The sequence below is a fragment of the Streptomyces sp. NPDC058683 genome (assembly GCF_042716195.1).
In the GTDB taxonomy this organism is placed as follows: domain Bacteria; phylum Actinomycetota; class Actinomycetes; order Streptomycetales; family Streptomycetaceae; genus Streptomyces.
The window spans coordinates 126,319-143,772 of the sequence record NZ_JBHXSK010000007.1; the positions used below are offsets into that span (position 1 = coordinate 126,319).

A 17,454-nucleotide genomic window follows, 5' to 3' on the forward strand; every position below is an offset into this window, starting at 1 on the left:
GGCGATGACGGAGGACGCCGGGTTCGTCCCGCTCCCGGCCCCCGCACTCCTCGCCCGGCTCGGCCCCGCCGTCGCCGACTACCCGCCCGGCGCGGTCTTCGGCCCCCGGGACGCGGGGTCGTACGAGTTCGTCTGGCTGCTGCACGGCAGTGCCCGCTGGGTCTGCGGCGGTCTGACCGTGCCCCTGACGCCGAGCGCGCTGCTGCTCGTACGCCCCGGAATGCGCGACACCTTCCACTGGGACCCCGGCCGGCCCACCCGGCACGGCTACACGCACTTCCTGCTGCCCGCCGCCGTGCGGGGCGCGGACCTCCCCGACGACAGCGGCTGGCCGGTCGTCCGGGACCTGACGGGGCGCGGCGATCCGATGGCCGCGCTCTGCCAGTACCTCCTGACGCTCGGCGCGAGCCGCCCGCCGGCCTGGGAGCGGCACGCCGAGGAGACGCTGCGGCTGCTGCTCCTCACCTTCGTGCACGGCCCCGGCCCCGAGACCGGCGCGGGCACCCTCCCGGAACCGCTGGTCGCCATGATGGCCGAGGTCCGCGCCCACTGGTCGGACGGCGTCGCCCGGCCGCTCGCCCTGCAGCGGCTGGCGCGGGCGGCCGGGGTCTCGGAGAGCACGCTGTGCCGGATCTGCCGGCGGCGCCTCGGCGTCGGCCCCGTGGAGGCGCTGGAACGGCTGCGCCTGGCACGGGCCGAGCCGCTGCTGTGGCTCAGCAACCTCTCGCTGCGCGCCATCGCGGTCCAGTGCGGCTTCGCCGACGCCTACCACTTCTCGCGCCGGTTCCGCGCGGTCTACGGCATCCCCCCGAGCGCCTTCCGCACGGTCCCGCCCGAGTCGGCACCGCCGTCCCCGATCACGAACGGCGCGCTGTCCGCGCTCCAGGCCCTGGTGCCGCCCTCACACCCGGGACGGTGACCGTCCGACCGTCAGCCGGGCCGGCTGGTACGGCACGTAGGCGGCCCCGTCCAGCCCGAGTGCGGTGGCCGACCGCTGGAGTGCGGCCGAGGTCGCGGCGTCGTCCCAGCGGCCGGTGTCGACGCGGTGTTCGAGGGCGTGCAGGGCGGCCACCGTCTCGGCGGTGGTGAACGCGCAGTGGCCCTGCCGCTCGACGTACGCCTGCCGCAGCAGCGCGCCGTCGCCGGCGGCGCGCACCCGGGCGGCGAAGCGGTTCTCCTGCTCGACGGGCACCAGGTTGTCGGCGGTGGTGTGCATGTCGAGCAACGGCACCTCGAGGCCCTGGCCCGCGGAGGACGTCCGCTGTGCGGTGCGGACGGCGCCGGGATCGGCGGTGATCGTGGCGTGCTCGGTCAGGGTGCGCAGGTCGGCGTCCAGGTCGAGGCCGGCCGCCCGGTACAGGGCCCGGACCTGGGGCGCGTGTGCGGAACCGGCGAGCAGCCCGGCGTAGTCCACGCCCTGGTTCCAGGAGTTGCTGCCGCCGACGGACTGCTCGATGGCGTACCGGCCGCCCTCGACGAACGCCAGGATGCCCTGTGCGAACCAGTCGTACTGCTGTGCCTCCTGGCCCGCCCAGTCGGTCGCGGCGGGCCGGTCCTTTCCGGGCGACCAGGCGGGCAGATTGAGGAAGGCGGCGGCCAGCGCGATCCGGGCGCGGCCCTGCGCGGTGCCCTGGGCGGCGGTGACCGCCTTGGTCAGCAGGGTCGCGGTGGCGGCGGCGTCGGCGGCGGTGTCGAACCGTACGAGTTTCACGTCCTGTCCGGGCAGGAGCAGGCGGGCGATCGTGTACTCGGCGTCCAGCTGGTAGTTGTCCAGGTCGGTGGCGCCCGCGACCAGGCCGCACTGGCCGAGCGCGCCGTCGATCCGGCCGCCGCCGTCCCGGGCCAGCTGGGCGTTGACGAGCCCGCCCATGGACTGGCCGACGGCCAGCGTGCGGCGGGGCTCGCCGATCTTCGCCGTGACCGCGTCGAGGGTCGCGAACTGGTCGCGTTCGGCGCTGTCCAGGGCCCACATCGAGCCGTTCGGGTCGTACGAGGACCCGGCCAGCGCATACCCCTTCGCGAGCAGCTCGGTGCGCACCTCGGGGGTGGGGGCGTCCTGGGCGACGGTGGGGCCGAAGCCGTGGCTGAACAGCAGCAGGGTGCCGTTCCACTGCTCGGGTACGTCCGCGATCCAGGTGGCGCCGTCGGAGAGGGTGCCGGTGAGCCGGCCTGTGGCCGCGGTGTCCGCTTCGGCGGCGGGTGCGGGGAGGGCGGTGAGGACCGAGGACGCGAGCGTGGCCAGGGCGGCGAGGGCGACGCGCAGCCGGGTGCGGGAGGCGCGGGGGCGGGTGGCGGCAGGCATGGGGGCGGCTCCTTGTACGTGTACGTGGGGGAGTACTCGGCGCGGTACTCAGTGCACTGAACGAAGGCGTCCAGGAATGTAGGGCGGATTTGTTGCCGCCGTCAATGGAGTGCACCACATTGCTGTCGCCGTGACGACTGCTCCCGGCCGCGGGCCAGGGGGTCAGCGCAGGAGCCCGTCCGTCGTCTCCCGGTCCGGGTAACCTCCTTGGGCTCCGAGGTGGCCGCAGGCGTACGTCGCCGAGGCCACCGCCGCCCGCAATGCCGTGTGCGGATCCTGGCCGGACAGGGAGCGGGCTATGTACACGCCGGCCAGGCAGTCGCCCGCTCCGGTGGTGTCGACGATCCGGCCGGCGGGCGGCGGCGCGACGGCGGCATCCCCGGACCCGTCCGTCAGGACCGCCCCGCGTGACCCCTGGGTGCGCACGACCGACCCGAGCCGGTGCCGGGCGGAGAAACCGCGGACGTCGCCGACCTCGGCCGCCGCCCGGTCGTTGAGGAAGACCACCGCCGCCCCGTACAGGGCCGGCGCGAGGGCCTGAACGCCGTGGCCGAGCGCGTGGGGTTCCAGGTCGACGGACAGGGGGATGCCCGCGGCCCGCGCCCGCTCCGCCAGGACCGCCGCGGCCTCGGGGTGCAGGCACGAGGTGTGGATCCAGTCCACGCCGTCCAGGTCGGCGTCGCGCAGCCGCTCCGGCGGCGGATACTGCGAGACCGACGAGGTGTAGACGAGCCGCTTCTCGCCGTCCTCGGCCAGGGTGCACACCGACACCGCCGTCCTGCCCGGTGTCGTGGTGACACCGGTGACCCCGACACCGCGCGCCGCGAGGTAGCCGGTGGCGTAAGTTCCGAACACGTCGTCCCCGACGACGGCGAGCAGAGCCGCGCCGACGCCCTGCCGGACACAGGCGACCGCCGAGTTGGCGACGACTCCGCCGGCGCCGACCAGGTTCTCGAACGCGTGCGTCTTCTCGTCCGGTTCGGGAAAACGGGCGACGCGCAGCGAGACGTCGAACGCGATGTCTCCGCAGAACAAGGCCAACGCCATGATCGGACTCCCTCGCGATCACCCTTGCCATGTCTTCGCCATGCCTTCGGCGTGTCCCTGCCAGTGCACCACAACCGCGCCGGACCGGACGGCAGACACGGGCAACGGTGACGGCGGAGGGCCGCCGAGAACGCCGTCACGGTGATAGCGCCCGCGAAGTGATCGGGGCGTCCCGCGCCTTCGGCCGGCCCCCGATCCGGTCCCGCCGGAATCCCCCCAACCCGGCGATCCACACCGCACCTTCACCGGCACCCCCTTGACCAGCGACAACCTCCACCCCGCCGCCACGTTCCGCCGCGCTGTACCCCGCGCACCCCAAGAGCCTTGTTGTCCTTACGTCTTGACGCACCCGGCCGCTCCGCGTTTGCTTCCTTCACATCATCGGTTGCGCATGATGCTCCCCCCACTCGGAAGGCGCCTGATGTGAGCGCTCCTGTCCTCTTCGGCACCCCCGTGCCCCGTATCGCCCTGGCCCTGGCCGCCTCCACGTCCGCTCTCACGCTCACCGCGTGCGGTGTCGTCGACAGCATCGGCGGGAGCGGCGACTCCGCGTCCGCGGCGAAGGGCGACGACATCACGGTGGGGCTGCTCCTGCCCGACAAGGACACGGCCCGGTTCGAGGCCTTCGACCACCCCATCTTCAGCAAGGAGGTCGCCTCCCTCACCCACGGCAAGGGCAAGGTCGTCTACGCCAACGCCGAGGCGGACCCGGCCACCCAGAGCCGGCAGTTCCGGCGGATGGTGGACCAGAAGGCCGACATCATCCTGGTGGACGCGGTCGACGCCAAGGCCATCGCGCCGGACGTGCGGAAGGCGAAGGACGCCGGCATCCCCGTCATCGCCTACGACCGCCTCGCCGAGGGCCCGATCGACGCGTACGTCTCCCACGACAACGAACTCGTCGGCGAGGTCCAGGGCCGCGCCATCATGGCGGCGCTCGGCGGCAAGGCGGCGACCAGCGAGATCGTCATGATGAACGGCGACCCCGCGGACCCGAACACCGCCCGTTTCAAGGAAGGTGCCCTCGACGAGTTCCGGAACAAGGTCCGGATCGCGAAGACGTACGACACCGACAAGTGGTCGCCGGCGGTCGCCGGGGCGAACATGAAGAAGGCGATCCGGGCCGTCGGCCTCAAGAACATCGCCGCCGTCTACTCGGCCAACGACGGCATGGCGGGCGCCGTCATCGACGCGATGAAGGAGGCGGGGGCCACCACGATCCCGCCGGTGACCGGGCAGGACGCGAACCTGGACGCGGTGCAGCGGGTCGTCTCGGGCGAGCAGTACATGACCGTCTACAAGTCGTTCCTGGACGAGGCCACCCAGGCCGCCCAGATGGCGGTGTACAAGGCGCAGGGCCGTGACATCCAGTACGACGCGCTGACCCAGGACACGGTCGACAGCCCGACCCGGCGGAAGATCCCCGCGACGCTCGTGCCGGTGGTCTCCCTCACGCGGGACAACATCAAGGACACGGTGGTCGCGGACGGCGTCTACTCCGTCGACCAGATCTGCACCCCGAAGTACGCGGCGGACTGCGCGGCGATCGGTCTGCGGTAGCGGCCCGGCCCGCACACCCGCCACCGGACCCGGACGTCCGGCACCGTCACCGGACCCGGCCTCTCAGGCCGTGATCCGCTCCTCGCTCGCCGACCGGAACCGGCCCGGCGTGGCTCCGAACTCCCTCTTGAAGGCGTGCGAGAGGGCGTAGGGGGTGCCGTAGCCGACGCGCTGGGCGATCGCGGCCAGGGACTCCTCGGTGTCGCGCAGCAGGGTGGCGGCGAGGGTCAGCCGCCACCAGGTGAGGTACGCCATCGGGGACCGGCCCACCAGGCCGGTGAACCGGCGGGCCAGGGTCGGGCGGGAGACCCCCGCCTCGGCGGCGAGGCGGTCGTTGGTCCAGGGCGTGGCCGGGTCCGCGTGCAGTGCGCGCAGCGCGGCGGCCGTGACCGGATCGGCCAGTACGCCCGGCCACGCACCGGTCGCGTCCCCGGCCATCCAGGACCGGATCATGTAGACGAGCAGCAGGTCGAGCAGGCTGGGCACCGCGACGGACGAGCCGGGCCGCCGTGCGTCCAGTTCGCGGCCCAACAGGTCGATCGCGGCCCGGAGTTCGGGGTGGCTGCCGACGCGGTGGGGCAGATGCACGACCTCGGGCAGCTCCGCCATGAGCGGGTGTGCGCGGCTGCGGTCGAGCCGGTACTTGCCGCACAGCATCTCCACGTCGCCGGACCCCGGTGGCTCGTGGGGCCGTTCCGTCGTGTCCCGGTCCTCGAAGGGCACCGCGCGCGCCACGGTCTCGGCGTCGGCGGGGGAGTCGGCCAGCACATGCCCCGTGCCGTGCGGGAGCAGCACCGCGTCCCCGGTGCCGAGCGAGACCGGGGCGCCCCCGTCGGGAAGCAGCCAGCAGCTCCCCTTCAGGACGACATGGAAGCCCGCCCCGTCGTACGGAGCCAGCCGGGTGCACCAGTCGCCGCGCACCCGCATCCGGCTCGACGAGGGCTGCCCGACCCGCACGGCGGCGATCGCGTCACTCAGCACATCCATGACGGCATGCTATCCGGCATCGCACACCGGTGAGCCGAACGCGTATCCAGATGAGCCGGATGAGCATTGAGACGCTCGCCGGGCGCTCCTTAGGGTCGTCCCATGGACGCAGAGGTGAACACGGACGTGGTCGTACTGGGGGATGTCGAGGTCACCCGGGTCGTCGAGTTCCGGGCGGCCTACGTGCCGGCGCGCACCCTGGTCCCGGAGTCGACCGGTGAGGTCTGGACGGACAACGCGCACTGGCTGGCGCCGGACCACTGGGACGCGGACTCCGGCAGGGCGGTGGTCGCGCTGCAGACGTGGGTGCTGCGCAGCGGCGGCCGGACCATCCTGGTCGACACCTCGGTGGGCAACGGGCGCGAGCGGCCCGGCGCCCCCGGGTTCCACCGGTGGCAGGGCGACTTCCTCGGTCTGCTGGCCCGTGCCGGGGTGCGTCCGCAGGACGTCGACGTCGTCGTCAACACCCACATCCACGCCGATCACGTCGGCTGGAACACCATGGCCGTCGACGGCGGCTGGGCGCCCACCTTCCCCAACGCCTGGTACCTCGTCCCGGCCGCCGACGACTTCTACTTCGGGCCGGACAACGGCTACGCGCAAGGGGTGCGGGAGGACGACCGGCTGATCTACGAGGACAGCATCGCGCCCGTCCACCGGGCCGAACAGGCCCTCCTGTGGGACGGCGGCTACCGCATCGACGAGAACCTCACCCTGGAGCCGGCCCCCGGCCACACCCCCGGGTCCTCCGTGCTCCGGCTCCGATCGGGCGGGGACCGGGCGGTCTTCGTCGGCGACCTGCTGCACAGTCCGGTACAGATCCTCCAGCCGCACTGGAACAGCTGTTTCTGTCTCGACCCCGCACAGGCGGTGGCCAGCCGCCGCCGCATCCTCGAACGGGCCGCCGCCACCCGCGAACTGGTCGTCCCGGCGCACTTCGGCGGAGCCGGAGCCGTGGAAGTCCGCAAGCAGGGCGAGGGGTTTCAACTGCTGGCCATCGAAGTCGGGTAAGTGAGCGTAACCATGCGTGAGTGAGTGTCGTTGTCAGGGTGTGAATCTGACGGAGTGGGCGAAGGCGCAGGGCGTGCATCCGCAGACCGCGTATCGCTGGTTCCGTGAGGGCGCGCTGCCGGTCCCGGCTCAGCGAGTCGGTCCGCGCACAATCCTGGTGAACGTCGAGTCGAACGCCTCGCCGGAAGCGGTCGGTGGGCTGGGCCTGTATGCCCGTGTCTCCTCGCATGACCAGAATGCCGACCTGGAGCGGCAGGTCGCCCGCTTGTCTGCGTGGGCGGCGAATGCCGGTCACCGGGTCGTGCGGGTTGAGTCCGAGATCGCCTCGGGTATGAACGGTGGCCGGTCCAAGGCCCGTCGTCTGCTGGCCGATCCGGAGGTGATCACCATTGTGGTGGAGCACAAGGACCGGTTGAGCCGGATGAACGTGGAGCTGGTCGAGGCCGCCCTGTCCGCGACGGGCCGTCGTCTCATCGTCCTCGATGAGGGCGAAGTCGAAGACGACCTGGTACGCGACATGGTGGAGGTCCTGACGTCGTTTTGTGCCCGGTTGTACGGGCGTAGGTCGGCGAAGAACCGTGCCCGTAAGGCATTGGAGGCCGCCGCGCATGGCTGACCAGCGCAGGCTGCTGCGGCAGATTGCACCGCCGTTCGTCGCCGATGGCCCGGCGGGGGTGAGCATCCGTGACCGGCTGAAGGGTCTCACCGCCGAGGACGAGAAGGTGTTGCGTCTGGTCGGCGGCCACATGGGACGACTGGCCTCGCGTGACCTGAAGGCGCGGTGCGCCGATGGCCTGGAGCACTCCACTGGCACATGGGCGGACCGCAAGCGTGACCTGACGGCCGAGTCGTCGTCCCGCTGGGCCGGGTCGGTCACCGCCGCGACGCATGACCAGTGGGGCCTGTCCCGCCGCGGGCAGCATGCGCACCTGCTGTCCCTGGATGCGGGTATCCGCATGATCCGGCACCGGCTGTCGCTGCCGGTCGGGGAGAAGGGCAGCAAGGGACAGCCCGGCGGCTACCGCAGTCAGCATGAGTGGTTCGTGAAGACCCGGCGTCTGGCGGTCCTGGTGGACCGGTACGAGCGAGTTCGCGACGAGCGGGAAGCAGGTCGGGTGTCTGTGGTGCGGGGAGGCCGTCGGCTGCTGGGCACCCGCCACAGTCTTGCTGCCGCACACAAAACGCCTGAGCGTTGGCGTGCCGAGTGGGAGGCGGCACGCTGGTTCCTCAACGCCGCCGGGGAATCAGGAAAGCGGTACGGCAACGAGACGATCCGCGTCACCCCCGGCGGCGAAGTATCGGTCAAGCTGCCCGTTCCGCTTGCCGGCCTGGCGAACGCGAAACACGGTCGGTACGTCCTCGCTGCCCGCGTGGCGTTCCCGCACCGAGGCGAGGAGTGGCGCGACCGGATCGAAGCGAACCGTTCCGTGGCCTACCACATCCATCTGGACACGGTCCGGGACCGCTGGTACCTGGACGCTTCCTGGACCCGCAAGGACCTTCCCGTCGTACCACTTGACGCACTGCGCACCGGGGGCGTGGTCGGTGTGGACACCAACGCCGACCACCTCGCCGCGTGGCAGCTTGACACCCACGGCAACCCTGTGGGCGCACCACGCCGCTTCGACTACGACCTGTCGGGCACCGCCACCCGCCGCGACGCGCAACTGCGCCACGCCCTCACTCGCCTGCTGCACTGGGCCAAGACCACCCGCGTGCAGGCCATCGCAATCGAGGACCTCGACTTCACCGACTCCAAGACCCGCGAGAAGCACGGCCGCAAGAAGCACTTCCGGCAGCTCATCTCGGGCATCCCCACCGGCAGACTCCGCGCACGCCTGCTGTCCATGTGCGCGGAGAGGGGAATCGGCGTAATCGCCGTCGATCCCGCCTACACCTCCATGTGGGGCGCGCAGCATTGGCAGAAGCCGCTGACCACCACCAACCGCAAGACCAGCCGACACGCCGCCGCCTCGGTGGCCATCGGCAGGCGCTCCCTCGGACACCCGATCCGGCGACGGACGACACCGCCCCGCCAGCACCAGAGCGATGCCGGCGGGCATCGGACCGCCCAGGCCGGACCAGGCGACCGAGGGAGCCAGGGAAACCGCCCCCGCGTACCCGGACCACGGACACGATCCGATGGCACTGAACGCGGCAGGAACGCGGTGGACCAGAACGCCCAACACCGTTCGGGGCATTCGGCTGAGTACGGGTTCTGGCAACAGGACTCACTCCCACTCAGTCTTTAGGAACGGTTCGCCCTCGGCCCGTGGGGTGCCCTTCGCCCCCTGACCTGACCTGACCTGGCCCTTGCCCGCCCGCAACGCCGCCGCGGGTGTCCGCCGGCCGCGCGGCCGCGTTATGCGGCGATGACGGCGACCCCGGTCCTGCCCCCGTCGACATCCACCACGGTCCCGTGCACGAAGGCCGCCTCGTCGCCGGCCAGCCAGACCACGGCCTGGGCGATGGCGTCCGGGGTGCCGACCCGGCCGGCCGGGGTGCCCTTCATCATGACCTCGCCCGGGTGGGGCTCCGCGCCCGCCGGTGCCGGGGGCAGGATCACGCCCGGCGAGACGGCGTTGACCCGTACGCCCTGGGGGCCGAACTCCGCCGCCCAGGCCCGGGTGAGGGTCTCCATGGCTCCCTTGGTGGAGCTGTAGAGCGCGCCGACGGGGACGGCGAGCCGGGCGATCCACGAGCCGAGGTTGATGATCGCCCCGCCGCCGGCCTCGGCCATCGCCGGGGCGACGGCGGCGGTGAGGAAGAACGGCGCCTTCACGTTCACCCCGTAGACCTTGTCGAACGTCTTCTCGTCGGTGTCGGTGGTGCCCGGGGACGGATAGATGCCGGCGTTGTTCACCAGGATGTCGATCCGCCCGCCCAGGGTCTCCCGGGCCCGGGCGGCCAGGTCCCGGGAGGCCTCCGGGCTGCCGTCGAGGTCGGCCGCCAGGAAGTCGGCCCGGCCGCCGGACGCGCGGATCCCCGCCACGACCTGTGCGCCCCGTTCCGCATTGCGCCCGGACACGACGACATGTGCCCCCTCGGCGGCGAAGGCCTCCGCGATCGCCTGCCCGATGTTGCTGGTCGACCCCGTGACCAGGGCCGTCTTGTTCCGCAGCCGTTCACTCATGACGCAGTCTCCCTTTAGGTCCGTCTCCTGTGCCGAGCGGTGTGCGGTCCACTGTGCGTCGGATAAAATGGACCAGCAAGTCCAGAAAGCCGACCCGTGCGGACGGGCCCTGACGGAGTCGGAGGAGGAGCCGGATGCCGGAAACGCTGACCGCCAAGGGGCGCGCCACCCGGGCCCGGATCGTCGAGGGGGCCGCCGAGGTGCTGCGCTCGCAGGGTGTCGCCGCCACCACGCTCGACGACATCCGCAGCCGCACCGGCACCAGCAAGAGCCAGCTCTTCCACTACTTCCCCGACGGCAAGGACGCCCTGCTGCTCGCGGTGGCCCGGTTCGAGGCGGACCGCGTCCTGGCGGACCAGCAGCCGCACCTGGGGCGGCTGGACTCCTGGGAGTCCTGGCGGCAGTGGCGGGACGCGGTGGTGGAACGCTATGAACTCCAGGGCGACCAGTGCCCCCTGGGCTCCCTGTTCCTCCAGGTCGGCCGGTCCAGCCCCGGCGCACGGGCGATCGTCACGGAGCTGATGCGTCAGTGGCAGGGGCAGCTCGCCCGCGGTGTGCGCGCCCTCCAGGCGAACGGTCTGGTGTCACCGGACCTCGACGCGGACCGGGCGTCCGCCGCACTGCTCGCGGGCATCCAGGGCGGTGTCTCGATCATGATGTCCACCGGCGACTCGACCCACCTCAGGGCAGCCCTCGACACCGGCATCGAGCACCTGCGCGTCCGCCGGCCGGCGTAGGCGCGGTCTTCTTCCGGGCGCGGTACGCGGCTGCCTCGATCCCGTTGCCGCGGCGGGCCGGGCGGCCGGCTTCCTGGGGGCCGTGCGCCGCGCCGCCACCGCGGTCCGACGCGCCCGGCGCCCCGCAATTCCCCTCCCGCGGTGTGCGGCGGTGCCCCGGGGTGATTGTCTGGCCCCGGCAACCCCGTCCCGACCCGGCCCCGCCGCAGGAGGATCCCGCAGTCATGAGCAGTGCCTACGTGTACGAGTACAAGGTCGTCAGCTTCCGGGAGTCGCTGATCGGCGACGCGCTGGACAGCGACAAGCTGGAGAAGGTCCTCAACAAGCACGCCGAGGACGGCTGGGGCCTCAAGGCCATCACCTCCGCCGACGTCAAGGGCCGGATAGGTCCCGGAGCCGTCGAGGGCCTGCTGCTGACCTTCGAGCGCCCGCGTGCCTGACCCAGGCGGAGCACGGCAGAACGCCCCCCGGCCCGCAGTGGGCCGGGGGGCGTTCCTCGTGTGAACGGGGTTACTTCACCGGCTCCGGCTCCGGCGCGCTCTCCTGCTCGGCCTCGCCGGCCGGGTCGACCGGGGTCCGCACGGAGTCGAGGAGCAGCTGGGCCACGTCCACGACCTGGATGGACTCCTTGGCCTTGCCTTCGTTCTTCTTGCCGTTGACCGAGTCGGTGAGCATCACGAGGCAGAAGGGGCAGGCCGTCGAGACGATGTCGGGGTTGACCGACAGCGCCTCGTCGACGCGCTCGTTGTTGATGCGCTTGCCGATGCGCTCTTCCATCCACATCCGGGCGCCGCCGGCGCCGCAGCAGAAGCCGCGCTCCTTGTGGCGGTGCATCTCCTCGTTGCGCAGGCCCGGGACGTTGGCGATGATCTCGCGCGGGGGCGTGTAGATCTTGTTGTGGCGGCCCAGGTAGCAGGGGTCGTGGTACGTGATGATGCCCTCGACCGGGGTGACCGGGACCAGCTTGCCCTCGTCCACCAGGTGCTGGAGCAGCTGGGTGTGGTGGATGACCTCGTAGTCGCCGCCGAGCTGCGGGTACTCGTTGCCGATGGTGTTGAGGCAGTGCGGGCAGGTGGCGACGATCTTCTTGGCCGACCTGGGCTTGCGGGACTCCTCGGTCACCTTGCCGTCGTCGTCCAGCTCCTCGCCGAACGCCGTGTTCAGCGCCATGACGTTCTCCATGCCGAGCTCCTGGAACAGGGGCTCGTTGCCGAGGCGGCGGGCGGAGTCGCCGGTGCACTTCTCGTCGCCGCCCATGATCGCGAACTTGACGCCCGCGATGTGCAGCAGTTCGGCGAAGGCCTTCGTCGTCTTCTTGGCACGGTCTTCGAGGGAGCCCGCGCAGCCGACCCAGTACAGGTACTCGACCTCGGTGAGGTCCTCGATGTCCTTGCCGACGACCGGGATCTCGAAGTCGACCTCCTTGAGCCACTCCAGGCGCTGCTTCTTCGCCAGGCCCCAGGGGTTGCCCTTCTTCTCCAGGTTCTTGAGCATCGTGCCCGCCTCGGAGGGGAAGGCGCTCTCGATCATCACCTGGTAGCGGCGCATGTCGACGATGTGGTCGACGTGCTCGATGTCCACCGGGCACTGCTCGACACAGGCACCGCAGGTGGTGCAGGACCACAGGACGTCCGGGTCGATGACGCCGTTCTCCTCGGCGGTGCCGATCAGCGGCCGCTCGGCCTCGGCGAGGGCGGCGGCGGGCACCCCGGCCAGCTGCTCCTCGCTCGCCTTCTCCTCGCCCTCCATGGTCTTGCCGCCGCCCGCGAGCAGGTAGGGCGCCTTGGCGTGGGCGTGGTCCCGGAGGGACATGATCAGCAGCTTGGGGGAGAGCGGCTTGCCGGTGTTCCAGGCCGGGCACTGCGACTGGCAGCGGCCGCACTCGGTGCAGGTGGAGAAGTCCAGCAGGCCCTTCCAGGAGAACTGCTCGACCTGGGAGACACCGAAGACGTCGTCGTCACCGGGGTCGGTGAAGTCGATCGGCTTGCCGCCGGAGGTCATCGGCAGCAGGGCGCCCAGGGAGGTCTCACCGGTGGCGTTGCGCTTGAACCAGATGTTCGGGAAGGCCAGGAAGCGGTGCCAGGCGACGCCCATGTCGGTCTTGAGGGCGACCACGATCATCCAGATGAAGGAGGTCGCGATCTTCAGGCCGGCGAAGAAGTAGGTGAGGTTCTGGAGCGTGGAGAGGTCCATGCCGCGGAACCAGGACACCACCGGGTACGAGATGAAGAAGGAGGCCTCGTACGAGTCCACGTGGTGCTGGGCGCCCTCCAGGGCGTGCAGCGTGAAGATGCAGACGCCGACGATCAGGATGACCGTCTCGACGAAGTACGCCTGGCCGAAGTTGGAGCCGGCGAAGCGGGACTTGCGGCCCGGCCGGTTCGGCTTGCTCAGCTGGCGGATGACGATCAGCACCAGGATGCCGAGGATCGTCATGGTGCCGATGAACTCGACGAAGACGTTGTACGGCGCCCACTCACCGATGATCGGCAGGATCCAGTCGGCCTGGAACAGCTGGCCGACGGCGTTGACGATCGTCAGCAGCAGCGAGAAGAAGCCGACCGCGACGAACCAGTGCGCCACGCCGACGATGCCCCAGCGGTTCATCCGGGTGTGGCCGAGGAACTCCCTGACCACCGTGACGGTCCGCTGGACGGGCTCGTCGGTACGGGTGCCGGCGGGCACGTTCTGACCGAGCCGCATGAAGTTGTAGATCTGGAGGACGGCGCGGGCGAACAACGCCACGCCGACCACGATCAGAACCAGCGACACGATGATCGCGGCGAGTTGCATGGGGGCTCCTCGGGCCTGCGAGGGGTCTCTTCGGGCCTCTTCGCGAGAGAGGGTTCCCGAAATTACTAAGCGGTAACTTATGCAGTCGGTCTGAGACTACCCGCATCTTTACTCGCACTGTAGTCAGGTGCGGGGTGATCTGAATCGCTGAGGTGTGCCTGACCTGCCGCTGCCTTGCGGCGGCAAAGTGATCGTGTTATTCGTGTTACTCGTACTGAATTGTTACATTCAGGTCTAATTTGGACCTGTGCTCTACGGGATCGCCGCCGCCACCACCGCCCTGCTGCTCGCCGCCGTCCTCGCCGCGCTGATCCGGCCGCTCGCGCTGCGGCTGGGGCTCGTCGACCGCCGGCGGACGCGGCCCGTCCCGGTGCTGGGCGGATTCGCCGTCGTGGGCGCCACCTGTCTGGTCGCCGGGGCCGGCGACTGGACCGGGGTCGCCCCGCTCGGCACCGGGGTCGGGGAGCTGCTGATCGCCGGGGGAGCCGTGGCGCTGCTCGGCCTGGTCGCCGACGTGTGGCGGCTGAAGACCCGGTTCCTGCTGATCGGTACGGCGGTGGCGGCCGCGTGCGTGGTGCCGTACGGGGAGTTCGGGGTGGCCGAAGGGCTGCTCGGGGTCGGCTGGATCGCCTTTGTCGCCGTCGCCTTCAAGGGGCTCGACCACGCGGACGGGCTGGCCGGGACCGTGGGAGTGGTCACCGCCTTCGGGGTGGGGGCCTGTGCCACCGCCGAGGTCATGGACGGGCTGGCCGTGCTGCTGAGCGTGCTCGCGGCCGCGCTCACCGGGTTCCTGATGCACAACTGGCATCCCGCGCGGATCGCGCTGGGCGCCACCGGCGCGCTGTTCGCGGGGTTCGTGCTGGCCGCGGCCGCGCTGATCACCCGGACCGGGCACGACCCGGTCGCCAGCGCGGGCGTGCTGTTCGCGCTCACCGCCGTCGCGAGCGCCGACGTGCTGCTCGTCGTGCTGTCACGGCTCCTCGCCGGGCGGCCGGTGCTGCGGCGCGGGCCCGACCATCTCGCGCACCGGCTGCGGCGGCTGGGGCTCACCCCGTCGGGCGCGACCGTCTTCCTCGGCGCCGCGTCCTTCGCGGGGGTACTCGTCGGGGTGCTCGTGCACGGCGGCTGGATCGGGCGGACGGGTGTCACATGCGTCGCCTGCGTCACCGTCAGCGTAGTGCTGCTACTCCTTCGGGTGCCGGTGTATGAGCCCCGCCGCCCGGAATCCACGCAGGTCAGCGGCCACCTGCGTGTAAGGAACGGATAAGAGTTGAGTCTCGACGACTCAGGTCTGTTGACCCACGGCGTGGGTTGATGCACACTTGAGTCCGTTCCACTCAAGTCAGCTGGAGGAAATCACCATGGCACGTGCGGTCGGCATCGACCTGGGCACGACTAACTCTGTCGTCAGCGTTCTTGAAGGCGGCGAGCCCACCGTCATCACCAACGCCGAGGGTGCCCGGACCACGCCGTCCGTCGTCGCCTTCGCCAAGAACGGCGAGGTTCTGGTCGGCGAGGTCGCCAAGCGCCAGGCGGTCACCAACGTGGACCGCACCATCCGGTCCGTGAAGCGTCACATGGGCACCGACTGGAAGATTCAGCTGGACGGGAAGGACTTCAACCCCCAGCAGATCTCCGCGTTCATCCTGCAGAAGCTGAAGCGGGACGCGGAGGCCTACCTGGGCGAGAAGGTGACCGACGCGGTCATCACCGTCCCGGCCTACTTCAACGACTCCGAGCGCCAGGCGACGAAGGAGGCCGGCGAGATCGCGGGCCTGAACGTCCTGCGTATCGTCAACGAGCCCACCGCGGCCGCGCTCGCCTACGGCCTCGACAAGGACGACCAGACGATCCTCGTCTTCGACCTCGGTGGCGGCACCTTCGACGTGTCCCTCCTGGAGATCGGCGACGGCGTCGTCGAGGTGAAGGCCACCAACGGCGACAACCACCTCGGTGGTGACGACTGGGACCAGCGCGTCGTCGACTACCTGGTCAAGCAGTTCGCGGCCGGCCACGGCGTGGACCTCGGCAAGGACAAGATGGCCCTCCAGCGCCTCCGCGAGGCCGCCGAGAAGGCCAAGATCGAGCTGTCCTCGTCCACCGAGACCTCGATCAACCTGCCCTACATCACGGCGTCCGCCGAGGGCCCCCTGCACCTGGACGAGAAGCTCACCCGCGCCCAGTTCCAGCAGCTGACCGCGGACCTCCTGGAGCGCTGCAAGACGCCGTTCCACAACGTCATCAAGGACGCCGGCATCCAGCTCGGCGAGATCGACCACGTCGTCCTCGTCGGCGGCTCCACCCGTATGCCCGCCGTCGCCGAGCTCGTCAAGGAGCTGACCGGCGGCAAGGACGCCAACAAGGGCGTCAACCCGGACGAGGTCGTCGCCATCGGCGCCGCCCTCCAGGCCGGTGTCCTCAAGGGTGAGGTCAAGGACGTCCTGCTCCTCGACGTGACCCCGCTGTCCCTCGGCATCGAGACCAAGGGCGGCATCATGACCAAGCTCATCGAGCGGAACACGACGATCCCGACCAAGCGGTCCGAGATCTTCACCACCGCCGAGGACAACCAGCCCTCCGTCCAGATCCAGGTCTACCAGGGCGAGCGCGAGATCGCGGCGTACAACAAGAAGCTCGGCATGTTCGAGCTGACCGGTCTGCCGCCGGCCCCGCGCGGTGTCCCGCAGATCGAGGTCGCCTTCGACATCGACGCCAACGGCATCATGCACGTCACGGCCAAGGACCTCGGCACGGGCAAGGAGCAGAAGATGACCGTCACCGGCGGCTCCTCGCTGCCGAAGGACGAGGTCGACCGGATGCGCCAGGAGGCCGAGCAGTACGCGGAGGAGGACCACCGCCGCCGCGAGGCCGCCGAGACCCGCAACCAGGGCGAGCAGCTCGTCTACCAGACGGAGAAGTTCCTCAAGGACAACGAGGACAAGGTCCCGGGCGAGATCAAGACCGAGGTCGAGGAGTCCATCGCCGAGCTGAAGGAGACGCTCAAGGGCGAGGACACCGCCGAGATCCGCACCGCCACCGAGAAGGTCGCGGCCGTCTCCCAGAAGCTCGGCCAGGCCATGTACGCCGACGCCCAGGCCTCACAGGCCGCCGCCGGCGGTCCCGCCGGTGCGGCTGCCGGTGACGCCGACGACGTGGTGGACGCCGAGATCGTCGACGACGAGCGCAAGGACGGTGCCGCGTGACGGAGGAGACCCCGGGCTTCGAGGAGAAGCCCGACGTCCCCTCCGGCGCCACCTCCGACGACGCCGAGCCGAAGGCCGCTCCCGCACAGGGGGCGGCCCCGGCCGGGGACTCAAGCGCACAGCTGGCCGGTCTGACGGCGCAGCTGGACCAGGTGCGCACCGCGCTCAGCGAGCGCACCGCGGACCTCCAGCGGCTCCAGGCCGAGTACCAGAACTACCGCCGCCGAGTGGAACGCGACCGGATCACGGTCCGGGAGATCGCCATCGCGAACCTCCTGACCGAACTCCTGCCCGTGCTCGACGACATCGGCCGGGCCCGGGAACACGGCGAACTGGTCGGTGGTTTCAAGTCGGTGGCCGAGTCGCTGGAGACCGTCGCGGCGAAGATGGGACTCCAGCAGTTCGGCAAGGAGGGCGAGCCCTTCGACCCGACGATCCACGAGGCCCTGATGCACTCGTACGCGCCCGACGTCACCGAGACGATGTGCGTGGCGATTCTGCAGCCCGGGTATCGCATCGGCGAGCGCACCATCCGCCCCGCGCGGGTGGCGGTCGCCGAACCGCAGCCGGGGGCGACGCCGGTGAAGGCCGAGGGGACCGAAGAGGCCCCCGCGGCCGGCGACGAGAAGGACAACGGCCCTGAGGAGGGCTGAAGTCGTAGAGATCGAGCGGAACACCGGA

The 17,454-nt window shown here is 70.8% G+C and carries 15 protein-coding genes; 10 read left to right on the forward strand and 5 right to left on the reverse strand.

The genetic code is table 11. From position 1 onward, the window contains the following. The first annotated feature begins 4 nt into the window (after positions 1-4). A complete protein-coding gene (locus ACFWXC_RS09755) occupies positions 5-919 on the forward strand; it encodes an AraC family transcriptional regulator (protein WP_384475806.1) in 915 nt (304 codons plus the stop codon). Here the strand turns inward: ACFWXC_RS09755 and ACFWXC_RS09760 are convergent. Beyond that, entirely contained in the window at positions 902-2,302 is a 1,401-nt protein-coding gene (locus ACFWXC_RS09760; protein ID WP_384475809.1) for a DUF6351 family protein, read from the reverse strand. The genes ACFWXC_RS09755 and ACFWXC_RS09760 overlap by 18 nt on opposite strands. A gap of 162 nt (positions 2,303-2,464) precedes the next feature. Beyond that, entirely contained in the window at positions 2,465-3,349 is an 885-nt protein-coding gene (locus ACFWXC_RS09765; protein ID WP_384475812.1) for a carbohydrate kinase family protein, read from the reverse strand. A gap of 423 nt (positions 3,350-3,772) precedes the next feature. Here ACFWXC_RS09765 and ACFWXC_RS09770 point away from each other — a divergent pair, with 423 nt between their 5' ends. After that, a complete protein-coding gene (locus tag ACFWXC_RS09770; protein WP_384475815.1) occupies positions 3,773-4,909 on the forward strand; it encodes a sugar ABC transporter substrate-binding protein in 1,137 nt (378 codons plus the stop codon). A gap of 63 nt (positions 4,910-4,972) precedes the next feature. Here ACFWXC_RS09770 and ACFWXC_RS09775 read toward each other — a convergent pair whose 3' ends face one another. Beyond that, positions 4,973-5,896: an AraC family transcriptional regulator gene (locus ACFWXC_RS09775; protein ID WP_384475818.1), complete on the reverse strand. Its 924-nt coding sequence runs from the start codon at positions 5,894-5,896 to the stop codon at positions 4,973-4,975. 102 nt (positions 5,897-5,998) lie between these two features. Between ACFWXC_RS09775 and ACFWXC_RS09780 the strand changes: the two genes are divergently transcribed. From ACFWXC_RS09780 to ACFWXC_RS09790, 3 genes are read left to right on the forward strand one after another with little or no spacing between them, the layout of a single operon-like run. Further along, on the forward strand, positions 5,999-6,907 hold the full coding sequence (locus tag ACFWXC_RS09780; RefSeq protein WP_384475820.1) for an MBL fold metallo-hydrolase: 909 nt from the start codon (positions 5,999-6,001) through the stop codon (positions 6,905-6,907). 40 nt (positions 6,908-6,947) lie between these two features. Beyond that, entirely contained in the window at positions 6,948-7,523 is a 576-nt protein-coding gene (locus tag ACFWXC_RS09785; protein WP_384475823.1) for an IS607 family transposase, read from the forward strand. Next, on the forward strand, positions 7,516-9,159 hold the full coding sequence (locus ACFWXC_RS09790) for an IS200/IS605 family accessory protein TnpB-related protein (RefSeq protein WP_384475825.1): 1,644 nt from the start codon (positions 7,516-7,518) through the stop codon (positions 9,157-9,159). Before ACFWXC_RS09785 ends, ACFWXC_RS09790 begins: the two co-directional genes overlap by 8 nt. A gap of 110 nt (positions 9,160-9,269) precedes the next feature. Here the strand turns inward: ACFWXC_RS09790 and ACFWXC_RS09795 are convergent, their stop codons facing one another. Further along, complete coding sequence (locus ACFWXC_RS09795; RefSeq protein ID WP_384475828.1) at positions 9,270-10,040, reverse strand: SDR family NAD(P)-dependent oxidoreductase; 771 nt, start codon at positions 10,038-10,040, stop codon at positions 9,270-9,272. 134 nt (positions 10,041-10,174) lie between these two features. On the opposite strand from ACFWXC_RS09795, the gene ACFWXC_RS09800 reads away from it, so the two are divergent. Together ACFWXC_RS09800 and ACFWXC_RS09805 are read left to right on the forward strand one after the other, a co-directional pair. After that, the gene (locus ACFWXC_RS09800; RefSeq protein ID WP_384475831.1) at positions 10,175-10,777 is read left to right on the forward strand and encodes a TetR/AcrR family transcriptional regulator; all 603 of its coding nucleotides are present in this window, start codon (positions 10,175-10,177) and stop codon (positions 10,775-10,777) included. Between the two features lie 224 nt (positions 10,778-11,001). Beyond that, positions 11,002-11,217 carry a DUF4177 domain-containing protein gene (locus ACFWXC_RS09805; protein WP_384475834.1) on the forward strand — a complete coding sequence of 72 codons (216 nt, stop codon included), beginning with the start codon at positions 11,002-11,004 and terminating at the stop codon, positions 11,215-11,217. A gap of 70 nt (positions 11,218-11,287) precedes the next feature. Here the strand turns inward: ACFWXC_RS09805 and ACFWXC_RS09810 are convergent, their stop codons facing one another. Continuing rightward, complete coding sequence (locus ACFWXC_RS09810; protein ID WP_384475837.1) at positions 11,288-13,570, reverse strand: (Fe-S)-binding protein; 2,283 nt, start codon at positions 13,568-13,570, stop codon at positions 11,288-11,290. 247 nt (positions 13,571-13,817) lie between these two features. On the opposite strand from ACFWXC_RS09810, the gene ACFWXC_RS09815 reads away from it, so the two are divergent. From ACFWXC_RS09815 to grpE, 3 genes are all read left to right on the forward strand, one after another. Further along, the gene (locus tag ACFWXC_RS09815) at positions 13,818-14,837 is read left to right on the forward strand and encodes an MraY family glycosyltransferase (protein ID WP_384475839.1); all 1,020 of its coding nucleotides are present in this window, start codon (positions 13,818-13,820) and stop codon (positions 14,835-14,837) included. A 94-nt stretch (positions 14,838-14,931) separates the two neighbouring features. Continuing rightward, positions 14,932-16,773, forward strand: a complete 1,842-nt coding sequence (dnaK, locus tag ACFWXC_RS09820; protein WP_384475841.1) for a molecular chaperone DnaK — start codon at positions 14,932-14,934, stop codon at positions 16,771-16,773. Continuing rightward, entirely contained in the window at positions 16,770-17,426 is a 657-nt protein-coding gene (gene grpE / locus ACFWXC_RS09825; protein WP_384475844.1) for a nucleotide exchange factor GrpE, read from the forward strand. The genes dnaK and grpE overlap by 4 nt, the downstream gene beginning before the upstream one ends. Positions 17,427-17,454: the final 28 nt, after the last annotated feature.